This is a genomic window from Pseudoduganella sp. GW821-FHT12E03 (genome assembly GCF_058807115.1).
Genome location: NZ_JBXAQJ010000002.1, coordinates 630200 through 652415 on the forward strand (window position 1 = coordinate 630200; position 22216 = coordinate 652415).

At 63.6% G+C, this 22216-nt stretch carries 16 protein-coding genes; 11 read left to right on the plus strand and 5 right to left on the minus strand.

Annotated elements, in window-relative coordinates:
- The first annotated feature begins 105 nt into the window (after nt 1-105).
- On the plus strand, nt 106-663 hold the full coding sequence (locus AC1RRC_RS06530; protein ID WP_493054447.1) for an ATP-dependent Clp protease proteolytic subunit: 558 nt from the start codon (nt 106-108) through the stop codon (nt 661-663).
- 44 nt (nt 664-707) lie between these two features.
- Here AC1RRC_RS06530 and AC1RRC_RS06535 read toward each other — a convergent pair whose 3' ends face one another.
- The gene (locus AC1RRC_RS06535; RefSeq protein WP_493054448.1) at nt 708-929 is read right to left on the minus strand and encodes a hypothetical protein; all 222 of its coding nucleotides are present in this window, start codon (nt 927-929) and stop codon (nt 708-710) included.
- A gap of 134 nt (nt 930-1063) precedes the next feature.
- Between AC1RRC_RS06535 and AC1RRC_RS06540 the strand changes: the two genes are divergently transcribed.
- Nucleotides 1064-4054, plus strand: a complete 2991-nt coding sequence (locus AC1RRC_RS06540; protein WP_493054449.1) for a DUF1631 family protein — start codon at nt 1064-1066, stop codon at nt 4052-4054.
- Between the two features lie 215 nt (nt 4055-4269).
- On the opposite strand, the gene AC1RRC_RS06545 is transcribed toward AC1RRC_RS06540, so the two are convergent.
- Together AC1RRC_RS06545 and AC1RRC_RS06550 are read right to left on the minus strand one after the other, a co-directional pair.
- Complete coding sequence (locus tag AC1RRC_RS06545; protein WP_493054450.1) at nt 4270-5991, minus strand: S41 family peptidase; 1722 nt, start codon at nt 5989-5991, stop codon at nt 4270-4272.
- Nucleotides 5992-6048: 57 nt separating this feature from the next.
- Complete coding sequence (locus tag AC1RRC_RS06550) at nt 6049-6531, minus strand: low molecular weight protein-tyrosine-phosphatase (RefSeq protein WP_493054451.1); 483 nt, start codon at nt 6529-6531, stop codon at nt 6049-6051.
- A 131-nt stretch (nt 6532-6662) separates the two neighbouring features.
- Between AC1RRC_RS06550 and smc the strand changes: the two genes are divergently transcribed.
- From smc to AC1RRC_RS06580, 6 genes are read left to right on the plus strand one after another with little or no spacing between them, the layout of a single operon-like run.
- Complete coding sequence (gene smc / locus AC1RRC_RS06555; RefSeq protein ID WP_493054452.1) at nt 6663-10190, plus strand: chromosome segregation protein SMC; 3528 nt, start codon at nt 6663-6665, stop codon at nt 10188-10190.
- A gap of 11 nt (nt 10191-10201) precedes the next feature.
- Nucleotides 10202-11323, plus strand: a complete 1122-nt coding sequence (locus AC1RRC_RS06560) for a cell division protein ZipA C-terminal FtsZ-binding domain-containing protein (RefSeq protein ID WP_493054453.1) — start codon at nt 10202-10204, stop codon at nt 11321-11323.
- Between the two features lie 10 nt (nt 11324-11333).
- On the plus strand, nt 11334-13670 hold the full coding sequence (gene ligA, locus AC1RRC_RS06565) for an NAD-dependent DNA ligase LigA (protein WP_493054454.1): 2337 nt from the start codon (nt 11334-11336) through the stop codon (nt 13668-13670).
- Nucleotides 13667-14563 carry a UTP--glucose-1-phosphate uridylyltransferase GalU gene (gene galU, locus AC1RRC_RS06570; protein ID WP_493054455.1) on the plus strand — a complete coding sequence of 299 codons (897 nt, stop codon included), beginning with the start codon at nt 13667-13669 and terminating at the stop codon, nt 14561-14563. Before ligA ends, galU begins: the two co-directional genes overlap by 4 nt.
- 2 nt (nt 14564-14565) lie before the next feature.
- The gene (def, locus tag AC1RRC_RS06575) at nt 14566-15102 is read left to right on the plus strand and encodes a peptide deformylase (RefSeq protein ID WP_493054456.1); all 537 of its coding nucleotides are present in this window, start codon (nt 14566-14568) and stop codon (nt 15100-15102) included.
- 14 nt (nt 15103-15116) lie between these two features.
- Nucleotides 15117-16103, plus strand: a complete 987-nt coding sequence (locus AC1RRC_RS06580; protein WP_493054457.1) for an MEDS domain-containing protein — start codon at nt 15117-15119, stop codon at nt 16101-16103.
- Between the two features lie 7 nt (nt 16104-16110).
- Here the strand turns inward: AC1RRC_RS06580 and recJ are convergent, their stop codons facing one another.
- Both recJ and AC1RRC_RS06590 read right to left on the minus strand, forming a co-directional pair.
- Nucleotides 16111-17805: a single-stranded-DNA-specific exonuclease RecJ gene (recJ, locus tag AC1RRC_RS06585; protein WP_493054458.1), complete on the minus strand. Its 1695-nt coding sequence runs from the start codon at nt 17803-17805 to the stop codon at nt 16111-16113.
- Complete coding sequence (locus AC1RRC_RS06590) at nt 17802-18824, minus strand: hypothetical protein (protein WP_493054459.1); 1023 nt, start codon at nt 18822-18824, stop codon at nt 17802-17804. Before AC1RRC_RS06590 ends, recJ begins: the two co-directional genes overlap by 4 nt.
- Before the next feature lie 115 nt (nt 18825-18939).
- On the opposite strand from AC1RRC_RS06590, the gene AC1RRC_RS06595 reads away from it, so the two are divergent.
- Genes AC1RRC_RS06595 through lolD form a run of 3 tightly spaced genes read left to right on the plus strand, consistent with a single transcriptional unit; the run spans nt 18940 to nt 22214 of the window.
- The gene (locus AC1RRC_RS06595) at nt 18940-20247 is read left to right on the plus strand and encodes a lipoprotein-releasing ABC transporter permease subunit (RefSeq protein ID WP_493054460.1); all 1308 of its coding nucleotides are present in this window, start codon (nt 18940-18942) and stop codon (nt 20245-20247) included.
- 10 nt (nt 20248-20257) lie between these two features.
- A complete protein-coding gene (locus AC1RRC_RS06600; protein WP_493054461.1) occupies nt 20258-21523 on the plus strand; it encodes a lipoprotein-releasing ABC transporter permease subunit in 1266 nt (421 codons plus the stop codon).
- Complete coding sequence (gene lolD, locus AC1RRC_RS06605; RefSeq protein WP_493054462.1) at nt 21516-22214, plus strand: lipoprotein-releasing ABC transporter ATP-binding protein LolD; 699 nt, start codon at nt 21516-21518, stop codon at nt 22212-22214. Before AC1RRC_RS06600 ends, lolD begins: the two co-directional genes overlap by 8 nt.
- The last annotated feature ends 2 nt before the right edge of the window (nt 22215-22216 follow it).

A 22216-nucleotide genomic window follows, 5' to 3' on the forward strand; every position in this document is an offset into this window, starting at 1 on the left:
GCCCTGGCGGGGCCGCCGATTACTCATGCGCACGAATGAATTCAGTGCGCGGGAGGGGGCCGCTCCTTTGCTAAAATTGTCGTAATTAAAACAACGAGGCCAACCATGGACCAGCATGAAAAATTTGACGGGCACGCGTGGTTCACGCTGTCCGGCGACGTCAACAGCGATATGGTGCACCGCATGTTCGATGCGGTCGCCGATATGACGGAAGACATGGTGACCGACGCGCACGTGTTGCTGCAATCGAATGGCGGCTATGTCAGCGACGGTATCTGCCTGTACAACTACCTGAGCAAGCTGCCGATCCGTTTTCATTTCTATAACGCGGGCGCGGTCGCTTCGATTGCCGTGATCGTGTTTTTGGCGGGGCAAAAGCGCTATGCCAGCAGCACCGCGCGTTTCATGGTGCATAAGTCGCACGCCAGCGCGCCGTCCGGCGCCAGGCCGGAAGCGCTGCGCATTATCGTCGAGGGCTTGCAGGCCGACGATGCGCGGACCGAGGAAATCCTCCGGAATCACGTGGAATTGTTGGACGAGCAATGGCAAATCCATAATTATTCGGACTTGCACTTGACGGCCAGGCAGGCTGCCGAAGTCAAGATGGTGAATAAAGTCATGGATTTTGCGCCGCCCAAAGGGCGCCGCGTGACGAATATCTGAACCGGGCGGCCGGGCCGCCCATGTCTTTCCGGTTAACTTTCCGGTCAGCGCCCCCTGGCCCCGTTGCGGTGCGTACTGCGGGCGCTGATCCGGTTGGCGCGGCGGCTTTCCTCGGCCCGCACATCTTCGCGCCGGGCGCCCTGGTGATCCTGCGGCGAAACCGATACCGATCCTTTAGTTCCTGACTGCCGGCTGATGCCGCCACCTTGCTGCGGCGTCTCCTGGCTGCCCTGATAATCTTGTCTGGTTTTTACCTTGGGTTGCATGATTTAATCCCTTCAGGTTGAGACAGTCCGGCAAAAAAACTACCGATTATTGACTTGTAGCTATTGCCTTGTGGCAATAGTGTGCAAGAATATGGGTGTGGCAATCCGCCGTTCCCACCAAATCAGGTTAGACCATGCAATCAGATCAGACAAATCCTGCCGTGCCCAAGAAAGCGGTGACGCCGCGGCATGCGTTGCTGGAAAACCTGATCGACATCGTCCACCGGCACGTCAGCGAACAATTCCTGGACTTTACGACGCGCGTCGCGTCGGCTTTGATCGATGGCGATCTCGAGGCCGACATACGCGTGTTGCAGGCGCGCTTGCGCGCCGGCAACCTGCTGCGCAGCGGCCATTACGGCTATCTCAGCCTGGTCAAGAAAGAACTGGAAAAAGCGCTACGCCACGAAATCGCGGAACTGGCGCCGGGCCAGAAGGCCAGGCCGAAGCAGGTTGCGCAATCGCTGTCGCTGGTGTCCATGGAAGAAATGGATACCAAGGTGGCGATGGGCGCGGTGGCTAAAGCGTTCGAAGTGCAGTATGCCGATGCACTGGCCACCCTGAATGTGCGGCTGGCGTTCTTGCTGGACCGTGACATTTTACGCATCAACCAGAACCCGTTCCGTCCGGAAGTGATGCTGGGGGCAATGCAGCAGGCATGGCTGGCGTTCAATCCCGATGAAGAGGCGGAAGAGTTGTTGCTGGCGCTGCTGAAACCGGACTTGTTCCTGCAGTTGTCGCCCATGCTCGAAGAATTGAACGACACCTTGCAGCGCAAGGCGGCCCAGCCTGGTTCGGTGGACAGTTATAAGACCCGCAAGGCCGATTCGCATGACGCCAGCAGCGCCAGTCCGGCGCGTCAGCGCAAGCAGCAGGCGGAGCTGGCCCAGCAATTGCGCCAGTTCTTTGGTGGGGCACAGGAACCGGGCGCCGATCCGGCGTTGCTGATCCCGGATTTGCCGGATATCGCCAACCTGAAGGCGGGATCGTGGGCGCAAGGGCCGGCGCAAAACTTCCAGGGCGATGGCAACAACCCGGCGGCGCAGCAGGCGGCGCAGGCGGCGGCCAAGCAGCCGCTGTTTAACTTCCTGTCGCAGGTGCAGCAGGGTGGTTTGGCGACGGCTGGCATGGCGGGCACGGTAGCCTCGGGCATGCAGGGGGGAATTCCGGGCACTGCGCCGGGCGCCATTTCCGGGGGAATGCCAGGTGCGGTTCCGGTCAGCGTGCACGGTGGAATTCCCGGCGCGATGCCAGGCCCGTTCGCGGGCGCGATGGCGCCAGTCCTGGTGAATGGCGGCGGCATGCCCGCCGGCGGGGCGCGCGCGTATATGCCGGGCGGATTCGCGTTGCCGCCGGGTGTGGCGGCGCAGTTCGGCGGCGCAATGGTGGCGACTGGCGCGGCCGGCGCTGCAGGAGTTGCTGGAGTGGATGCCGGCGTGGCGGCGGGTGGCGCGACAGGTATTGCGACAGGTATGGCGACAGGTATGGCGCCGGCTGTGCCGCAGGGCGCAGGCACGGGCTGGTTGCCGGCGGGGGCGTTTTTTGCTGTCCCCGGCGTCGGGATGGCGGGGCAGGGCGGGATGGATCTGGCGGCAGCCGGCGTGGCGCCGGCTGGGATGGGTGCGCCCGCGGCTGCCGGAATGGCCGTGGGGTATGTGCCGGCATCCGCCATGATGGCGGGGGGCATGGGCGGCGGCATGCCTGGCGGGATGGCCGGCCCTGCTGGGCTTCCCGCCGGCGGCTCCGGCTTGCTGGCCTTGCTCAATGCGCAGGGCGGACTGCCCGGCGCCGTGCCGGCCACGGATGGCGCTGCCGCGGGTGCCGCGGGAATGACCGGCATGGCCGGATTGGCGGGATTGGGCGCCGCGCCCAATGTGTTTTACCTGCCCAGCATCAAGCAGCAGGCGCCGCAAGGCGCTTTGAGCCGCGCCGACGAAAGCACCATCGACTTGCTGTCGGCGGTGTTTGACACCGTGTTCCGTGATCAAAATATATCGCAGGAAATCCGCGACCTGATGCGCTTCCTGCAAATCCCGGTGTTAAAGGCCGCATTGGTTGACAAGGATTTCTTCTTCCAGGATGGCCACCCGGCGCGGCGCCTGATCGACTTGCTGTCGCGCATGGGTTGGGAGCAGCGCAAGAGTCCGGACGATCCCTTGTTCCAGGCCATGCAGCGCAGCGTGGAGCGTGTCGGCCGCGACCATGACCATGAGTTGAGCGTATTTACGGAAGCGGTCAACGAACTGGAAGCGTCGCTGAAGGCCGATGAAACGGCCGAGGCCACCGCCATGGCGGCGCCGATCGCGGCGGCGCTGAAACAGGAAAAAATGGCGGAAGCGGCCAGGTCGGCAAAAAATGCCGTGGCGCTGCGCATCGGTACCGGCGAAGTGGTGGCGGTGGTGGAAGCGTTCCTGGAAAACCGCTGGATCAATGTCCTGACACTGGCGTACAGCGTGGAAGAGGAAAAGCCGGGCGCCGTGAAACACGCGACGCAAACCATGGACGACTTGATCTGGAGTGTCAAACCGAAGATTACGCCGGACGAACGCAAGCAATTGATCGGAAAGTTGCCAAAACTGTTGTCGACGCTGAACAAGTGGCTCGACATCATCAAGTGGCAGGACGCCGAGCGCCTGCAATTCTTTGCCGAACTGGCCGAATGCCACGCTTCGATCGTGCGTGCGCCACTGGAAGTGTCGCCGGACCGCCAGGTGGAACTGGCGATGGAAGCGGCGCAAAAAGCGGCGGAACGGCGCCAGGAACTGGCGGCGCAAGCCGCTGCGCGCGCGCAGGCGGCGGCAGCGCCGCCGCCGCAGGATGATGACGCCGTGGTCGAAGTGGACAGCCTGGCCCGTGGCGACTGGCTGGAGTTCGACCAGGACGATGGCAGCCAGCGCAAGGTGAAACTGGCCTGGATCAGCCCCCGGAAAACCCTGTATATCTTTTCAACGCACTCCCGGCAGGAAGCGTTTTCGTTGTCGGGCGAAGCGATGGCGCAGAAATTCCGCGACGGCCAGGTGCGCGTGTTCCGCACCGAGGGGCTGGTGGGCCGGGCGCTGTCGCAGGCGATGGGGCAGGTCGCCGTCAACGACGAGGACATGGCGGCGCCGGGCGCCGCCGCGTGAACCGAACGAGGTCGTGAACAGGTCGGGAGCGGCAACCTCGTAGGGCGGTTTCCGCATTGGCGGAAGCCGCCATGTGTGCGCCATCGCTAGCGCATGCAGCACCTGTCAGCACGCAATGGCGGCAAGCCTGGGGCTTACCGCCCTACGATGTCCGGCAGACCGATTTATTCACAACCTCGCTGGTGTTCGTGCGGCGCCGAGCCAACGAAAGTCGCTTATTGCTGCGCGACCTGTTTGGCGCCCAGCACCTCGATGGCGCGTTCCAGCGCCGCGTCGCGCCCCGCGCGCAAATCCGCCACGGTCGGCTCGACCACGATCACCGGCTGCACGCCCTTGCCGACAAACGTTCGCCCGTCCGGCCGCACGTCGCGTTTGACGCAAATGCGGGCGCGGCCGCCGCCCGGTAAATCCATGTACAACTGCTGGCCGGTGCTGCCGGCGGTGGGGGTGCCGATCAGCGGGCCGCGCTGCATAGCCTCATAGGACACGGCAAAATCTTCCGCGGCGGAAAAGCTGCGCGCACCGATCAGCACCGCCACCGGGCCGGTATACACACGGTCGCGCGGGCGCTGGAACTGGTTGCTGCCTTCCACCGGGCGCCATTTGATCAGGCCGATACCGCCGGTGCGCTCCAGTGCGGTGTCGTCGCGCACATACGACGGCGCCGTGGCGAACGGTTTATTGTCCAGGTAGCTGAGGATATTGAAACCATTGTCGCCATCGCCGCCGCCATTGTTGCGCACATCAATCACCAGGCCACTGGCTTGCAGCACTTGCGGCAGCGCGGCTTCCAGCGCCTTGACGCCGCTGTCATTTTCAAATGTATCCACGCGCAGGTAAGCGATATTTCCCGGCAACAGGCGCAATTCCGCCGGCGCCTGCGTTTGCACGTCGCTGTACCCGGAACGCGCCACGGTTTCGTTGCGCTCCTTGCCATCGGCGCCGCGCAGGCGCAATTGCACCGGTTTTCTCGCGTCCCCCGACAGCAACTGGTAGCCGTAGGTGCGCACGTCGCGGTCTTGCGGCGTGGAGGCGCTGACATAGCGCAGTACGTTCGCCTCCGCATAGGTTTTCACGGGCTGGCCGCCGATCGTCACGATTTCGTCGCCCACCTTGATGCGGCCCGCCAGCGACGGGCTGCGCACCTGTGTCACCAATACCTTGCCTTCCACCAGCGTGGTCAGCAGCGGCGGGCGGGCATACAGTTTGTCGTGCAGCGCATCGGGCGGATAAATATTGGTGTGGCCATCGCGCAGCAGGGGCGCCACTTCCATCATGACCTTGTAATAGGCTTCCGTGGTCGGCGCGGCCAGCACCTTGCCCAGGTAGTCCATATACGTCTTGTTCCAGTCCAGCTCCGGCACATTGTCGAAGAACGCGAAGCCATGGCGCGCTTCCGACCAGAACAGCGACAGCCCGGCAACCTTTTCCTCATTGGTCAGCACCGGCTTGTACGGCGTGGCCGGGCTTTTCCACAGGCGCGATGCGGCCCGGTTGGCGCCCAGGATGGCCTGGAAGCGCGGCTCATCCTTCAGTACCGCCAGCGCCGCGTCATTGGCCACCATGTCGGCGAACGGCGCGGCCTGGCCAAACTGCGCCATGTCTTCCAGCAAGGTCAGCGCCTGGTCTTTTTTGCCTTGTTTGGCATAGATCGCGGCCAGCTCGCGCCGCACGTCGAAGCCCCGGAAATACAGGAACGTGCTGCCGGTGCCGCGCGCATGCATTTCCGGTTCGGCCAGCATGGCCAGCGCTTTTTCCAGCAGGGCCGCGGCCTGTTCCTGTCCCTTGGACGTGGTGTCCTGCTTCAGGGCGCGCTCGGCGTCCGCGCGCAGGGTCTGGATTTGCTGGTAATCCTTGCCCGCCTGGGGGGGCGCGGCGGCACTGGCGAAGGCGGTGCAGGCGGATAACAGCAGGGTGGAAATCAGGCGGCGTTGCATCGGTAGTCCCTCGGGGCGAAAAGCCTGCCAGTCTACAGGTTCGATGCGCACACAATCTCACACTTTGTCACAATCGCAATTTTGCAACATTGATATCAGTCCGTCGGCGGCGTCTTCCACATAATCGAGCACCGTATCGAAGCCTTGCGCGCCGCCGTAATACGGGTCGGGCACGATGTCGGAGCGCGATTGGGCGGCGTATTGCATGAACAGGCCCAGCTTGTGCTGGTACTGGGCCGGGCAGCGCGCTTTCAGGATGGTGAGATTGTCGTGGTCCATCGCCAGGATATGGTCGAACACTTCGAAATCCACGGTGGACACCTGGCGCGCGCGCTGGGCCGACAAGTCATAGCCCCTTTGCAGCGCGTGCAGCATCGAGCGCTGGTCCGGTTTGCTGCCGACGTGGTAGGCATGGGTGCCGGCGGAATCGATGTCCAGGTTCAGGCCGGCCTGTTGCGCGCGGTGGCGGAACACGCCTTCGGCGGTGGGGGAGCGGCAAATATTGCCCATGCAAACGAACAGGATGGAAGTCTTGACCATGATGCTGTTTTTAATTGGTTTTAGAAGGATTTGACAGGGTGCTGTGGCGTGTTTTTGGCCAGTATTGACAACCAAAATGGTATGATAGGCCACTTTTCATCACGGCATTCCGAATCCGGCTTTTTAAAAACGTGCGTTTATCATCGATAAAATTGTCGGGATTTAAGTCTTTCGTTGATCCCACCAATTTCCAGGTGCCGGGTCAATTGGTTGGCGTAGTAGGTCCTAACGGTTGCGGCAAATCGAATATTATCGATGCCGTGCGATGGGTGCTGGGCGAATCAAAAGCATCGGAATTGCGCGGCGAATCAATGCAGGACGTGATTTTCAACGGGTCCACGCACCGCAAGCCGTCCGGCCGCGCCTCGGTCGAACTGGTGTTCGACAACCATGAAGGCAAGGCGTCCGGCCAGTGGGGCCAGTATGCGGAAATCGCCGTCAAACGCACCCTGACGCGCGACGGCACGTCGACCTATTACATCAATGGCCAGCCGGTGCGCCGGCGTGACATCCAGGATATTTTCCTCGGCACCGGCCTGGGGCCGCGCGCTTACGCGATTATCGGTCAGGGCATGATTGCCCGCATAATCGAATCGCGTCCCGAAGAATTGCGCGTGTTCCTGGAAGAAGCGGCCGGCGTCTCGAAATACAAGGAACGCCGCCGCGAAACGGAAAACCGCCTGCACGATACCCGTGAAAACCTGTTGCGCGTGGAAGATATCCTGCGCGAATTGAACAGCAACCTGGAACGCCTGGAAGCCCAGGCGGAAGTCGCCATGCGCTTCCACCAGTTGCAGTCGGACCAGGATGAAAAGCAAAAGCTGCTGTGGCTGCTGCGCAGGAATGAAGCGCAGGCCGAGCAGCAGCGCTGGTTCCGCGAGATGGAACAGGCGCAAACCGACCTGGAAGAACAGACCGCCAAGCTGCGCAACGTGGAACTGACCCTGGAACAAATGCGCCAGGCGCACTTTGCCGCCGGCGACCGCCTGCATTCGGCGCAGGGCTTGCTGTACCAGACCAATTCGGAAATCGGCAGCCTGGAAGCGCAGATCAAGTTCGTGGTGGAATCACGCACGCGCTTGCAAAACCAGCTGGCGACCCTGGCCGCGCAGCGCGACCAGTGGCAGCAGCAGGCGCAGGACAACATGGAACAGCTGGAGCAGGCCGACTTTTCGCTGGAAGAGCTGGCGATGAAAGTCGAGCAAGCCCGCTTGATGTCCGAGCAGGCGGCGGAAAGCCTGCCGTTGCTGGAGCAAAGCTGGCGCGACGCGCAGCAGCGCAGCACGGAATCGCGCGGCCGCATCATGCAGATGCAGCAGCAACTGGAACTGGAATCGGCGCACCAGCGCAACGCCACCAATATCCTGAACGGGCTGGCGGTGCGCAAGGAGCGCCTGCAACTGGAAAAAAACGGTCTCGCCTTGCCGGATTCCGCGCACCTGGACAACTTAAAACTGCAGCTGGAAGAAAAACAGCAAACGCTGGAAGAAGCCGGCATGCTGCTGGACGACGCCAACGAAAAGCAGCCGGTGCTGGAAGCCGAACGGCAGGACGCGCAATTGCAGGTCAATGCGGAAACCGCGGCCAATGCCCAGCTGGAAGCGCGCCTCAATGCGTTGAAACAATTGCAGGAGCGGGTGCAAACGCAGGGCAAGGTCACGCCGTGGCTGCAAAAGCATGAACTCGATGCGCTGCCGCGCCTGTGGCAAAAGCTGCAGATCGAGCAGGGCTGGGAAACCGCGATGGAAGCGATCCTGCGCGAGCGCACCTCGGCGCTGCAAGTGTCGAACATCGACTGGGCCAAACATTTCTTCAGTGACGCGCCGCCGGCCAAGCTGGCGCTGTTCGCCCCCGTCACCAGCGCGCCGCCGGCCATGCTGGAGCGTCCGGGCTTGAAACCGTTCCTGAACCTGCTGAAACTCAACGACCCGGGCTTGCGCGGCGTGCTGCAAGACTGGCTGCACAATGTCTTTGTGGCGGACGATGCGGCCGACGCGTTCATCAACCGCAATACGCTGCCGGCCGGCGGCTATTACGTGACGCGCCAGGGCCACGTGATCACGCCGTCGTCCGTGCGTTTTTATGCGGCCGATGCGGAACAGGATGGCATGCTGGCGCGCCAGCAGGAAATCGACAACATCGTCAAGCAATTGCGCGCGCAATCGATGCTGGCGGAAGAAGCGCGGGTGCGCGCGGTGCGCGCCGACGCCGCCGTGACGAACCATGCGCGGGTGGTGGCGGAACTGCGCCAGAAGTCGCAAAGCCTGACGCAGTCGGTGCACGCGCTGCAGCTGGACGTCGTCAAACTGTCGGAAATCGAATCCCGCTTCCAGCAGCGCAGCACGCAGATCGGCGCCGACCTGGCGGAAATCGCCGCGCAGGAAGAAGAGCAGATGCAGGCGCGCATGGAGTCCGAAGAAAAGTTCGAACAGCTCGACATGGAACTGGCCGACTTGCAGGGAACCCATGAAGATGGCCAGACTGCGCTGATGGACAAGGAACAAAAGCTGGCTGATGCGCGCAATGCGCAGCGCGACCTTGAGCTTCGCTCTAGGGACGCGGAATTCGCTGAAAAGTCGCAGCGCAGCCGCATCGCGGAATTGCGCCGCACCATCGATACCGCCAGGGCGCAGGCGCAGCAAGTGGCGGACAGCCTGCAGCAGGGGCAGCGCGAGCTGGAGGGCCTGGAAGCTGGCACGGCCCACGAAGGCTTGCAGGATTTGCTCGACCGCCGCACGCAGCAAGAGCGCGCGCTGGCCGATGCGCGCCATGAACTGGAACAGGTCGCGCAGCAATTGCGCAGCTTTGAAGAAGCGCGCATGAGCAATGAGCGCAGCTTGCAGCCGCAGCGTGACAAGATCACGGAAATGCAGTTGAAGGAACAGGCGGCGCGGCTGAACCAGGAACAGTTTGCGCAGCAATTGCTGGAAGCCGGCGCCGATGAACAGGCGCTGGCTGGCAAGCTGCAGCCGGACATGAAGGCGCAATATTTGCAGGCCGAAGTCACGCGCCTGAACAATGCGATTGCGCTGCTGGGCGCCGTCAACCTGGCCGCGCTCGATGAACTGGCGCAAGCGACGGAGCGCAAGCGTTTCCTCGATGCGCAATTCAATGATTTAACGGAAGCCATCAATACGCTGCAAGATGCGATCCACCGCATTGACCGCGAAACGCGCGATTTGCTGCAAGATACGTTTGACCGGGTCAATGGCCATTTCTCCGAGCTGTTCCCGATTTTATTCGGCGGCGGCCAGGCGAAACTGATCATGACCGGCGATGAAATCCTGGACTCCGGCGTGCAAGTGATGGCGCAGCCGCCGGGCAAGAAGAATGCCACCATCCACTTGCTGTCCGGTGGTGAAAAGGCGCTGACGGCGACGGCGCTGGTGTTTTCCATGTTCCGCCTGAATCCCGCGCCGTTCTGCCTGCTCGACGAAGTCGATGCGCCGCTGGACGACGCCAATACGGAACGTTTCTGCCGCATGGTGAAACGGATGTCCGAACATACCCAATTCCTATTTATTTCGCACAACAAGATTGCGATGGAGATGGCCAATCAACTGATCGGTGTGACGATGCAAGAGCAGGGCGTATCGCGTATCGTGGCAGTGGATATGGAATCCGCCGCAAACTTTGCTTCCGAGGCACAAGCAGCATGACAGATCTTCAAATGAGTTTGATCGCAGCCAGCGGCGTCTTTGTCGCCGGCGTTTTCGGCTATAACAAATGGCAGGAATACAAGGCCAAGAAAAGCGTGGAGCGCGTCTTCGCATCGGAGCATGAAGATGTGCTGATGCGCACCGATGCGCCCGACACCGGCGCGGCCGGCATGCCCGGCGGGGCACGCCATGAACCGAGCTTCTCGCTCGATGGCGAAGGCGATGGCGAAGGCGGTGCCGCAGCCGCCGCCGCGTCGGGCGGCGCCTATGGCGATGGCGGCGAGCCGGACACCCTTGTCGTGCGCACGGCCGATGCGTCGACGCCGCCGGAGGAACTGGCCACCGCGCTGGTCGACCCGCTGATCGATTGCCTGTTGCCGCTGGCGCTGGAAGCCCCGGCGCGCGGCGACAAGCTGTTGCCGGTGCTGCAAAAGCTGCGCCTGGTCGGCAACAAGCCGGTGCATTACATCGGCCTGGCCGTCAGCGGCGACTGGGAGCCGGTCAAGCATGGCGGCGTCTACACCAAGCTGCAGGGCGGCGTGCAACTGGCCAGCCGCAGCACCGCCTTGAATGAACTGGAATATTCGGAACTGGTGACGCGCCTGCGCGCGGTGGCCGATGAAATCGGCGCGGAGCCGGAAGTGCCGGACATGATGGAAGTGATGGCGGAAGCGAAAAACCTGCACCGCTTCGTCGCTGGCCACGACGCGCAGCTGGGCGTGAACCTGCAATCGAACGGCGCGCCGTGGGCCATCAATACCTTGATCGCCGCACTGGAAAAACAGGGCTTCGACGTGCGCCCGGACGGCCGCTATGTGATGCCGGACGGCGAGGGGGGGTATCTGTTCTCGCTGTCGACCAACGTGACCCTGGCCGAGGAAACCACCTCGCGCCTGACCTTGCTGCTGGACGTGCCGTGCGTGGCGCCGGTGCGCGATGGCTTTGGCGCCATGATCGCTTGCGCGAAATCGCTGGCGGGCCGCCTGGACGCGTCGATAGTCGATGATTTTTCGCAGCCGCTGGCTGACCCGGCGCTGGCGGAAATTGCCGGCCAGGTGCAGGAGTTCTATGCGGACATGGACCGCAACGATATCCCGGCCGGCTCCACCCGCGCGCTGCGCTTGTTTAGCTGAGAGTTGGCGCATGACTGATGTGAAAACACGCGCCGCCTGGCTGATCCAGGAATTGAACCGCCACCTGCACGCCTACCACGTGCTCGATGCGCCGACGATTCCCGATGCGGAATACGACTTGCTGTTCGTGGAATTGCAGCAAATCGAAGCGGCGCACCCGGAGTTGCGCGCGTCGGATTCGCCGACCTTGCGCGTGGGCGCGCCGCCGTCGGATCAATTCTCGCAAGTGACGCACGCGGTGCCGATGCTGTCGCTGAACAATGGTTTTACCGATGAAGACGTCGACAACTTCGACCGCCGCGTGCGCGACGGCCTCGATGTAATGCAGGTTGAGTACGCGACGGAAGTCAAATACGACGGCCTGGCCATCAACCTGCGCTATGAAAACGGCTTGTTTGTGCAGGCCGCCACGCGCGGCGATGGCTATACCGGCGAAGACGTCACCGCCAACATCCGCACCATCAAGGTGATTCCACTGCGCCTGAACACGGACAACCCGCCGGCGGTGCTCGATGTGCGCGGCGAAGTGCTGATGTTCAAGGAAGATTTCGCCAAGCTGAACGCGCGCCAGCGCGAAGCGGGGCAAAAGGAGTTCGTCAATCCCCGCAATGCCGCGGCGGGTTCGCTGCGCCAGCTGGATTCCCGCATCACCGCCGTGCGCACCTTGCGCTTCTTCGCCTATGGCATCGGCGCCCTGGAAGGCGCCGAGATGCCGGCGTCGCATTCGGCCTTGCTGGACTGGTACAAGGAACTGGGCTTGCCGGTGGCAAAGGAAAGCACCGTGGTGCGCGGTGCGCAGGGGCTGCTGGAGTATTACCGCGCGATCGGCGCCGCCCGTCCGGGCCTGCCTTATGAAATCGATGGCGTGGTCTATAAGGCCAACAAGCTGGCGGACCAGAAGCAGCTGGGTTTCGTGTCGCGCGCGCCGCGCTTCGCGATTGCCCATAAATTCCCCGCCGAGGAAGCCACCACGGTGGTGCAGGATATCGAAGTGCAGGTCGGCCGCACCGGGGCGATTACGCCGGTGGCGCGGCTGGAACCGGTATTCGTCGGCGGCGTCAACGTCACCAACGCGACCCTGCACAATGAAGGCGAAGTGCAGCGCAAGGACGTGCGCGTGGGCGACACGGTGATCGTGCGCCGCGCCGGCGACGTGATCCCGGAAGTGCTGGCGGTGGTGCTGGACAAGCGCCCGCAGCCGGAGCCGCCCCGTTATGTGTTGCCGAAATCCTGCCCGGTGTGCGGTTCGCATGTGGTGCGCGAAGAGGGCGAAGCCATTGCGCGCTGTTCGGGCGGGTTGTTCTGTTCGGCCCAGCGCAAGGAAGCGATCCGCCACTTTGCCGGCCGCCGCATGATGGATATCGAAGGCCTGGGCGACCGTTACATCGACAACCTGGTGGAATGCAACCTGGTGCACGGCGTGGCGGATCTGTACAAGCTGACCCTGGACGACTTGCTGAAGATGAAGCGGCTGGCCGATGAGCGCGATGGCACTACACCTGAGACGGTGGTGCAAGGCAAGGTCGCCACCAAGTGGGCCGATAACCTGCTGGAAGCGATTGCCGCCAGCAAGCAGCCGCCGCTGGAGCGCTTGCTGTTCGCACTGGGCATTCGCCACGTGGGCGAATCGACCGGCAAGACCTTGGCCGAGTGGCTCGGCACGTTTGCCCTGATCCGCCGCGCGCCGGTGGCGCTGCTGCGCGTGTTGCCCGATATTGGCGGCACCGTGGCCGAAGCCATCGCCGACTTCTTTGCGGAAGAAAAAAACCAGCAAGCCATCGATGCGCTGCTGGCTGCCGGCGTGGCGCCGCAGGGCGAACATGTACCGCCGGCCAAATTGCGCGACAAACTCGACACCATCAAGCTGATGGCGGCGCTGGGCATTCCGAAGATGACGGAGCCGCGCTGCAAGCAGCTGGTGGAAGCCGGCGTGACGCTCGATGCGCTGGGGTACCTGAGCGTGTTCAATGTGTTTGGCTTGCCGGCCACGGTGGCCGGCGCGCTGGACGAATGGATGCAGGATGCCGCGCACCGCGACCAGATCAAGGCGCTGGCGCTGCTGCGCGAAGAATTGCTGGCGCAGTTGCCGGAGGCGGCCAGCGCGCCGGAAGGCAAGCTGGCCGGCAAAACCTTTGTATTGACGGGCACCTTGCCGACCTTGTCGCGCGACCAGGCCGGCGCCATGATTGAAGCGGCCGGCGGCAAAGTCAGCGGCTCGGTGTCGAAAAAAACCAGTTATCTGGTGGCGGGCGCGGAAGCCGGCAGCAAGCTGGCCAAGGCCGAGGAGCTGGAAGTCACCATCCTCGACGAAGCGGGCTTGCTGGCGCTGCTGGAGGCGGGCCAATGACGGCGCCGGGGACAATCCGCAAGGCAGTGTTCCCGGTTGCCGGATTGGGCAGCCGCTTCCTGCCGGCCACCAAGGCCCAGCCCAAGGAAATGCTGCCGATCGTCGACAAGCCGCTGATCCAGTACGCGGTGGAAGAAGCGGTGGCGGCGGGCATCACGGACTTGATCTTCATTACCGGCCGTAACAAGCGCGCGATCGAAGACCACTTCGACAAGGCGTATGAACTGGAAGCCGAGCTGGAAGCGGCATCCAAGTCCGCCTTGCTGGAACAGGTGCGCAATACCGTCCCGCCGCACGTCAACTGCATTTATATACGCCAGTCGGAAGCGCTGGGCCTGGGCCACGCTGTGCTGTGCGCGCGTCCTGTGGTCGGCGAGGAACCGTTTGCCGTGCTGCTGGCCGATGACTTCATGGATACCAACGGCTGCGCCAAGCCGGTGCTGGCGCAGATGGTCGACGCTTATAACTATGAGCGGACGTCGATCCTCGCGGTGCAGGATGTGCCGCGCGAAGACACGCGCCAGTATGGCATCGTCAGCGCCACGCCTTACCGCGAGCGCATGGAACTGGTGTCGGGCATCGTGGAAAAGCCCGCGCCCGAAGTGGCGCCGTCGACCCTGGCGGTGGCGGGGCGCTATGTGCTGTCCGCCCGCATCTTCGAACACCTGGAAAACCTGGGCAAAGGCGCCGGTGGCGAAATCCAGCTGACCGATGGCATCGCGTCACTGATGAAGACCGAGCGCGTGGTGGCGTTCCGTTATGACGGCGTGCGCTATGACTGCGGCTCCAAGCTGGGCTACCTGAAAGCCACCGTGGCGATGGGCCTGAAACACCCGGAAATCGGCGCGGATTTCCGCGCCAGCCTGCGGCAATTATTGCAATCGGAGGAGTGACCATGGCAGTCCGTGACATCCTGAAAATGGGCGACCCGCGCCTGCTGCGCGTGGCCGAACCGGTCACGCAATTCGATACGCCGGAATTGCGCGCGCTGATCGCCGACATGTTCGACACCATGCATGCGGCCAATGGCGCCGGCCTGGCCGCGCCGCAGATCGGCGTGAATTTGCAGCTGGTGATTTACGGGTTCAAGAACAACCCGCGCTATCCCGACGCGCCGCAAGTGCCGGAAACCGTGTTGATCAACCCGGTGCTCACGCCATTGTCGGACGCGCAGGAAGAAGCGTTCGAAGGCTGCCTGTCGGTGCCGGGCCTGCGCGGCAGCGTGCCGCGCTACACGCAACTGCATTACGAAGGCTACGACCAGCTGGGCCAGCGCATCGTGCGCGATGCCGACGGCTTCCATGCGCGCGTGGTGCAGCACGAGGTGGATCATTTGCACGGCATCCTGTACCCGATGCGGATCAGGGATTTCACCAAGTTCGGGTTTACGTCAGTGATGTTTCCGGAACTGGACCCAAACGACGACGATTGACGGGAAAGGGCAGAATGGCCACGAAAATTCAGCGGCAGTCCGAGCATTTCGTACGTTTTTACCATGACGACGGACCGCTGGTGTCCGACATTGCCTGTTATCTCAGCAATGCGGTGGAACATGGGAGCGCGCTGATCATCGCCACCGGGCAGCGCATCGCAGCGGTGCGCCGTGAACTGGGCACATTGGTGCCGCACGCGGCGGACCGCCTGGTGGCGCTTGATGCGGCGGCCACGCTGGCCGGTTTCATGGTCGACGGCTGGCCCGACCGCGCGCGTTTCGATGCCGTGGTCGGCACCGTGGTGCGCGCCGCCACTGACAGCCACGACACGGTGCGGGCCTATGGCGAAATGGTGGCGGTGCTGTGCGCCGACGGGCAGTATGACGCGGCGGTGGCGCTGGAAGAACTGTGGAACGAACTGGCGCAGACGTGCACGTTTTCGCTGTTTTGCGCCTACAAGTGGAACCTGTTCCCTTCCGCAGAACAGGCGGAATCGTTCCGGCAGATCTGCGACCGGCACGACCATTGCGGCGGGCAGGGGCATGAACATCAGCACGAAGCCGGGTGCGAGCCCAGGGGAGAGCCCGATTGCAGTTGCCCGGAACTGGCGCGGCCGGACGGGGCGCCGGATCCCGCCGGGCTGGCGACGCTGGCGCACCTCGACTTCGCGCATTTCCTCGACAACGCGGCCGAAGGCATCCACAGTGTCGGCCCTGACGGCACGATCCTGTGGGCCAACAAGGCGGAACTGGACATGCTGGGTTACCGCTGGGGCGAATACGTGGGCCGGCCAATCGCGCAATTCCATGCCGACCAGGACGTCATTGCCTCCATCCTTGCGCGCGTGCGGCAGGGGGAAATCATCCGCGACCAGCCTGCCCGATTGCGCTGCAAGGACGGCACGGTCAGGCACGTTGTGATCCGTTCGAACGGCCATTTCGTCGACGACCAGTTGCGCTTTACGCGTTGTTTCACGCGCGAAGCGCCGGAAGCGGCGTAAGCGCGGCTTATACCGGCTCGGCGTGCTCCACCAGTAACTGCACCCGCGTCACCCCGTTATATTCATTCGCATCGAGCCTGAACGCCACCCGCGCGCGGTCGCCCAGCGCATCGGTGTGGCCGAACCAGATCGCGTCGTAGCGCATGCCGTTCTTTTCCAGCAGCAGCTTTAAATGGCGCTCCTTCAGGATGCGCTGGCTGACCACGCGGAATTCGTCGCAAAACACGGGTGGCGCGAAACCCTGGCCCCAGACCTGGCCATCCATCAGCGCAATGAATTGCGTGGTGTAGCAGTCGTCGTCCAGCGGGCCATCGGTTTCGACCACGCGCTCCAGTTGAGTTTCCGACAGCCATGCGCGGCCCACCGACTCGAACGCCGCACAGAAGGCGTCAAACGCCTCGGCGCGGATGGTCAGGCCGGCCGCCATCGCGTGGCCGCCGAATTTGTCGATCAGGCTGGGGGCTTTTTTCGACACCAGGTCCAGCGCATCGCGCAAGTGGAAGCCGGGGATCGAGCGCCCTGACCCTTTCAGCCAGCCATCTCCGGCCGGCGCGAACGTGATGGTGGGGCGGTAGAATTTTTCTTTCAGGCGCGACGCCACGATGCCGATCACGCCCTGGTGCCACGATTCGTCGAAGACCGCGATGGTGGTGCTGTTGGCGGGTTCGAATGTATCGAGGTGCAGCAGCGCGGTGTCCTGCATGTCCGCTTCGATTTCGCGGCGTTTCAGGTTGATTTCATTGAGCTGCTGCGCCAGCGTCCAGGCCCGGTCTTCGTCGTCGGTAATCAGGCATTCGATCCCCAGCGACATGTCTTCCAGCCGGCCCGCGGCGTTCAGGCGCGGACCGACCGCAAACCCCAGGTCGAACGGCGTGGCGCTGCGCGCCTGGCGTCCGGCCACGCGGAACAGGGCGGATACGCCCGGATGCATCGCACCGGCGCGCATGCGCTTCAGCCCTTGCGCCACCAGGATGCGGTTGTTGCTGTCGAGCTTTACCACGTCGGCCACCGTGCCCAGTGCCACCAAGTCCAGCAACTCGATCAGCTTGGGCTGGGTGGCGGCGTCGAACACGCCGCGCTTACGCAATTCCGCGCGCAACGCCAGCAAGACGTAAAACATCACGCCCACGCCCGCCAGGTGCTTGCTGGGGAAGCCGCATGCCGGCTGGTTGGGATTGACGATCACGCGCGCGTCCGGCAGCGTATCGCCGGGCAAGTGGTGGTCGGTGACGACCACTTCGATGCCACGCCGGTTCGCTTCCGCCACGCCGTCCACACTGGCAATGCCGTTATCGACCGTGATAATGATGTCCGGCTGCTTTTCACGCGCCGTCAGTTCCACGATTTCCGGCGTCAGGCCATAGCCGTATTCGAAGCGGTTGGGAACGATGAAGTCCACCATTGCGCCCAATTGCCGCAAGCCGCGCAGCGCCACCGCGCAGGCGGTCGCGCCGTCGCAGTCATAGTCGGCCACGATCACCATGCGTTTATTCGCGGCAATCGCATCGGCCAGGAAGACGGCGGCCTTGTCGATGTGCAGCAAGCCACCGGGCGGTGTCAACGCGCCCAGTTCACTGGACAATTCCTTCGGGTCGGCCAGCCCGCGCGCCGCGAACAGGCGCGCCAGCACAGGGTGGATGCCACCCTGGCGCAGCATTTCGGATTCGCGGAAAGGAATGGGGCGGATGGCAATACGGGTCATGCGATTAAACCTTGCAGGGAAGGGCTGCGCCAGAATTTGCGCAAGGCGCCTTTGGTGATCGTGTACGTGACGGCATGGGTGCGGCTGGTCAGCACCAGGTCGAGGGCCTTGACGCGACCGCTGCGGAGCGCCTCCAGCAGCGGCGCAAACCATTGTTCCTCCAGCTGCTGCATGTGCATCAGCCATGCCGACCAGTCGGCCTCTTTGCCGGAGGGCAGGGCGGCGCCCAGCACGGCGATGGTGTCGGCCGGGCCAGCCAGCACCGCAGCGGCATCGGCGCCACGCAACGCCGGCGTGGCCAGCACGGACAGCCATGGCAGGCATGCGATTTCCGCCAGTTCCGGCAACGCAGGCGGCGCACCTTCGGATCCGCCCCACATCCAGAACGAATTCACCGGCGCCAGCCCGCGCTGTTCACGGGCCTCGTTGACAGCCTGCGCGTGCCACAGCATTTGCACTTCATTTTGCAGCTTGCGGAAGTCGCGTTTGGCCGGGCCGTCCGGCATCCAGTCGGCCAGGTTTTCACCGATGGCGGCATCGGGTGACGCGGTGCGCATGGTGCGCCAGTCGTCGGCGCGCATGAACCACGTGGTGGCGTCGCCATACAGCAGGGTCTTGCCCACTTCGTCGAAATACGGTTTCGCGGCATCGAACAGCGCGCGGGCATCGGCGTCGTCCAGGCGCAGGTTGCGCAGGTCGCCCAGCACCATGTGGGTGCGGGCCAGCGCCAGGTGCACCGGATGGACCATGAACCACCAGCCTTCCTGCTGCGGAAGGCCGAGCGCGCGCATGGCGGCATGGGCCAGTGGCGGCTGGTCGCCGGCGGTTCCGGCCAGGCGCTGCGCCAGCCAGGCTTCATGCGGCAACAGCCGCGCATCCGGTTCGGTGACAGTGAGGGTGCGTGTGGAATGCCTGCCGAGCAACATTGCCAGTGCCGGCGCGGTATAGGCGCGGGTCAGGTCTTTGGCAAGTTCGGTGGGGATCAGCGCGTGAGGGACGACGACGGTAAGCTGCTTCATAGCCTTCCATTTTACCGTAGCCGACCGCCGCGATGGCCGCAACGTTATCTGTTTCACGCATGAAACGCTGCCAATGTGGCAAAATTCGGGCTCATTCTGATTTTGACCGGGTCCCATGACTTCACCCAGCAGTACCGGCGGCGCCAGCAAGCCAGCGAATGTGTCATTCGAATGGCTGGTCGGCCTGCGCTATACGCGCGCCGGCAAGCGCAGTGGCCGCAACAGTTTCATTTCCTTCATCTCGGCCATTTCCATGACCGGCATCGCGCTGGGCGTGGCGGCGCTGATCGTGGTCTTGTCGGTGTATAACGGCTTCCAGAAGGAAGTCACGGAACGCATGCTGTCCGTGCTGGCGCACATTGAAATGTATGACGTGCGGGGCGGCGGCATGAAGGACTGGCAAGCGGTGGCGCGCCAGGTGGCGCAGCACAAGGAAGTCAAGGCCGCCGCGCCGTTCGTGGAAACCCAGGCCATGCTGGTGCATGGCAGCGATAAACTGCGGCCCGCCATCGTGCGCGCCATCCTGCCTGAATTCGAAGGCAAGGTATCCGGCGTCACGCACCTGGCCAAGCAGGGCAGTTTCGACGGGCTGCGTCCCGGTTCCTACAACATCGTGCTGGGCGTGGAGCTGGCCAAGGCGCTGGAAGTCACGGTGGGCGGCAAGGTCGCCATGGCGCTGGCGCAAAGCGGGGCCAATCCCGCCGAGGCTTTGAGCGCCGCGCCATCGATGCGCATCTTCACCGTGGTGGGCACCTTCGAGGCCGGTCACAATGAATTCGATTCCGGCCTGGCGTACATCGCGCTGGAAGACGGCGAACGCCTGCTGGGCTTCGACGGCCCGTTCGGCCTGCGCCTGCGCGTGGCCGATACGCACCGCGCACCCGTGGTGGCGGCGGAACTCAAGCAGATGATGGCGGGCGGCATGCTGGTGCGCGACTGGTCGCAGTTGAATGCCAACTGGTTTGCCGCCGTGCACACGCAAAAGAACATGATGTTCATTATCCTCACGCTCATCATCGCGGTGGCGGCCTTCAACCTGGTGGCCACGCTGGTGATGACGGTGACCGACAAGCAGGCCGACATTGCCATCCTGCGCACCCTGGGCGCGTCGCCAGCCTCGGTCATGAAGATCTTCATGGTGCAGGGCGCGCTGGTGGGCGTACTGGGAACGGCCTTGGGCGTGGCGGGCGGCGTGCTGCTGGCGCTGAACGTGGATGTGATCGTCCCGGGCATCGAACGCCTGCTGGGCATGAAGTTCCTGTCGAAGGACATTTATTTCATCAGCGCGGTGCCGTCCGACCTGCGCTGGGGCGATGTGGGCGCGATTGCCGCCACGGCGGTCGGCCTGGCGTTCGTCGCCACGCTGTACCCCAGCTGGCGCGCGGCGAAAGTCAAACCAGCCGAAGCGCTGCGCTACGAGTAAGGGCTTGAGCATGTTATTGAAAAAACTCCCTTACGAATGGCTGATCGGCTTGCGCTATACGCGCGCCGGAAGGCGCAGCGGCCGCAATGGTTTTATTTCGTTTATCTCGTTTATTTCGCTGGCCGGCATCGCGCTCGGCGTGGCGGCGCTGATCATCGTGCTGTCGGTCATGAACGGCTTCCAGAAGGAAGTCACGGACCGCATGTTGTCGGTGCTGGCGCACGTCGAAGTGTTCGAGCCCGACACGGGCATGCCGGACTGGCGCGCCAGCGCGCGGCAGGCGTTCAAGCACCCGGAAGTCAGGGGCGCCGCACCCTACGTGGAAACCCAGGCCATGCTGCAGCATGGCGCCGAAGCGCTGCGCCCGGCCGTGGTGCGCGGCGTGCTGCCGCAGGAGGAGCCCAAGGTGTCCGACGTGGCGGGCCGCACGCGCTATGGCAGTTTTGACGCGTTGCAGCCGGGCGAATTCCGCATCGTGCTGGGGATCGACCTGGCGCGCTCGCTGCAAGTCAATATCGGCGACAAGGTCACCATGATGCTGGCGCAGGGCACGGTGACGCCGGCCGGCGTGGTGCCGCGCATGCGGGCCTTCACGGTGGCCGGGGTGTTCCAGGCGGGCCACCAGGAATTCGATGCCGGCATGGCGTTCATCCACATCGAGGATGCGCAGCGCATGCTGCGTTTGTCCAGCCCCGCCGGCCTGCGTTTAAAACTGGCCGACATGCACCGCGCGCCGGAAGTGGCGGCGGAATTGAAAACCATGATGGGCGGCGGCTTGCAGGTGCGCGACTGGTCCAAATTGAACGCCAACTGGTTCGCGGCGGTACAGACGGAAAAACGCATGATGTTCATCGTGCTGGCGCTGATCGTGGCGGTGGCCGCGTTCAACCTGGTATCGACCCTGGTGATGACGGTGACCGACAAGCAGGCCGACATCGCCATCCTGCGCACCCTGGGCGCGTCGCCGGCGTCGATCATGAAAATCTTCATGATCCAGGGCGGCATTGCCGGGATCATGGGGGCGGCGGCCGGTGTGCTGGGCGGCGTCGTGGTGGCGCAAAACATCGACATCATCGTGCCGTTCATCGAACGCGCGCTGGGTATCCAATTCCTGTCGCGAGACATTTATTACATCAGCACCGTGCCGTCGGACATGCGCTGGCCGGACGTGATCCGGATCGGCATCGTGTCCGTGATCCTGGCCTTCGTGGCCACGATTTACCCCAGCTGGTGGGCGGCCCGTGTGAAACCTGCAGAGGCATTGCGCTATGAATGACATCAACAATGGCGCCGCCGTACTGTCGTGCCGCGGCCTTGGTAAAACCTTTACGCAGGGCGCGTATTCCGTGCCGGTCCTGCGCGGCATCGACCTCGATGTGCGGCGCGGCGAACGGGTCGCCATCGTCGGCGCCTCCGGTTCCGGCAAATCCACCTTGCTGCATTTGCTGGGCGGGCTCGATACGCCAAGCACCGGCATGGTGTCCCTGCTGGGCAAGGATTTCGCCAGCCTCGGCGAAGCGGCGCGCGGCGATTTGCGCAATGCGTCGCTGGGCTTTGTCTACCAGTTCCACCACTTGCTGCCGGAATTCTCGGCGCTGGACAATGTCGCCATGCCGCTGATGATCCGGCGCATGAAGCGGACAACGGCGCATGAACAGGCGCAGCAGATCCTGGCGCGGGTCAACCTGGCCAAGCGCGTCACGCACGTGCCGGGCGAACTGTCGGGCGGCGAACGGCAGCGCGTGGCGCTGGCCCGCGCGCTGGTGACGCAGCCGGCCTGCGTGCTGGCCGACGAGCCGACCGGCAACCTCGATCACCAGACGGCCGAACAGGTGTTCGACCTGATGCTGGAATTGTCCCGTACCCTGGGCACGGCCTTCGTCATCGTCACGCACGACGTGGAACTGGCGCGCCGCTGCGATCGCGTGCTGCGCCTGACCGACCAGGGGTTGCAGCAGGAATCCTGAGG

Bases quoted from the DNA above. Each gene is read 5' to 3' on its own strand.
- AC1RRC_RS06530 (WP_493054447.1), top strand. From the start codon at position 106: ATGGACCAGCATGAAAAATTTGACGGGCACGCGTGGTTCACGCTGTCC.
- AC1RRC_RS06535 (WP_493054448.1), bottom strand. From the start codon at position 929: ATGCAACCCAAGGTAAAAACCAGACAAGATTATCAGGGCAGCCAGGAG.
- AC1RRC_RS06540 (WP_493054449.1), top strand. From the start codon at position 1,064: ATGCAATCAGATCAGACAAATCCTGCCGTGCCCAAGAAAGCGGTGACG.
- AC1RRC_RS06545 (WP_493054450.1), bottom strand. From the start codon at position 5,991: ATGCAACGCCGCCTGATTTCCACCCTGCTGTTATCCGCCTGCACCGCC.
- AC1RRC_RS06550 (WP_493054451.1), bottom strand. From the start codon at position 6,531: ATGGTCAAGACTTCCATCCTGTTCGTTTGCATGGGCAATATTTGCCGC.
- AC1RRC_RS06560 (WP_493054453.1), top strand. From the start codon at position 10,202: ATGAGTTTGATCGCAGCCAGCGGCGTCTTTGTCGCCGGCGTTTTCGGC.
- ligA (WP_493054454.1), top strand. From the start codon at position 11,334: ATGACTGATGTGAAAACACGCGCCGCCTGGCTGATCCAGGAATTGAAC.
- galU (WP_493054455.1), top strand. From the start codon at position 13,667: ATGACGGCGCCGGGGACAATCCGCAAGGCAGTGTTCCCGGTTGCCGGA.
- def (WP_493054456.1), top strand. From the start codon at position 14,566: ATGGCAGTCCGTGACATCCTGAAAATGGGCGACCCGCGCCTGCTGCGC.
- AC1RRC_RS06580 (WP_493054457.1), top strand. From the start codon at position 15,117: ATGGCCACGAAAATTCAGCGGCAGTCCGAGCATTTCGTACGTTTTTAC.
- recJ (WP_493054458.1), bottom strand. From the start codon at position 17,805: ATGACCCGTATTGCCATCCGCCCCATTCCTTTCCGCGAATCCGAAATG.
- AC1RRC_RS06590 (WP_493054459.1), bottom strand. From the start codon at position 18,824: ATGAAGCAGCTTACCGTCGTCGTCCCTCACGCGCTGATCCCCACCGAA.
- AC1RRC_RS06595 (WP_493054460.1), top strand. From the start codon at position 18,940: ATGACTTCACCCAGCAGTACCGGCGGCGCCAGCAAGCCAGCGAATGTG.
- AC1RRC_RS06600 (WP_493054461.1), top strand. From the start codon at position 20,258: ATGTTATTGAAAAAACTCCCTTACGAATGGCTGATCGGCTTGCGCTAT.
- lolD (WP_493054462.1), top strand. From the start codon at position 21,516: ATGAATGACATCAACAATGGCGCCGCCGTACTGTCGTGCCGCGGCCTT.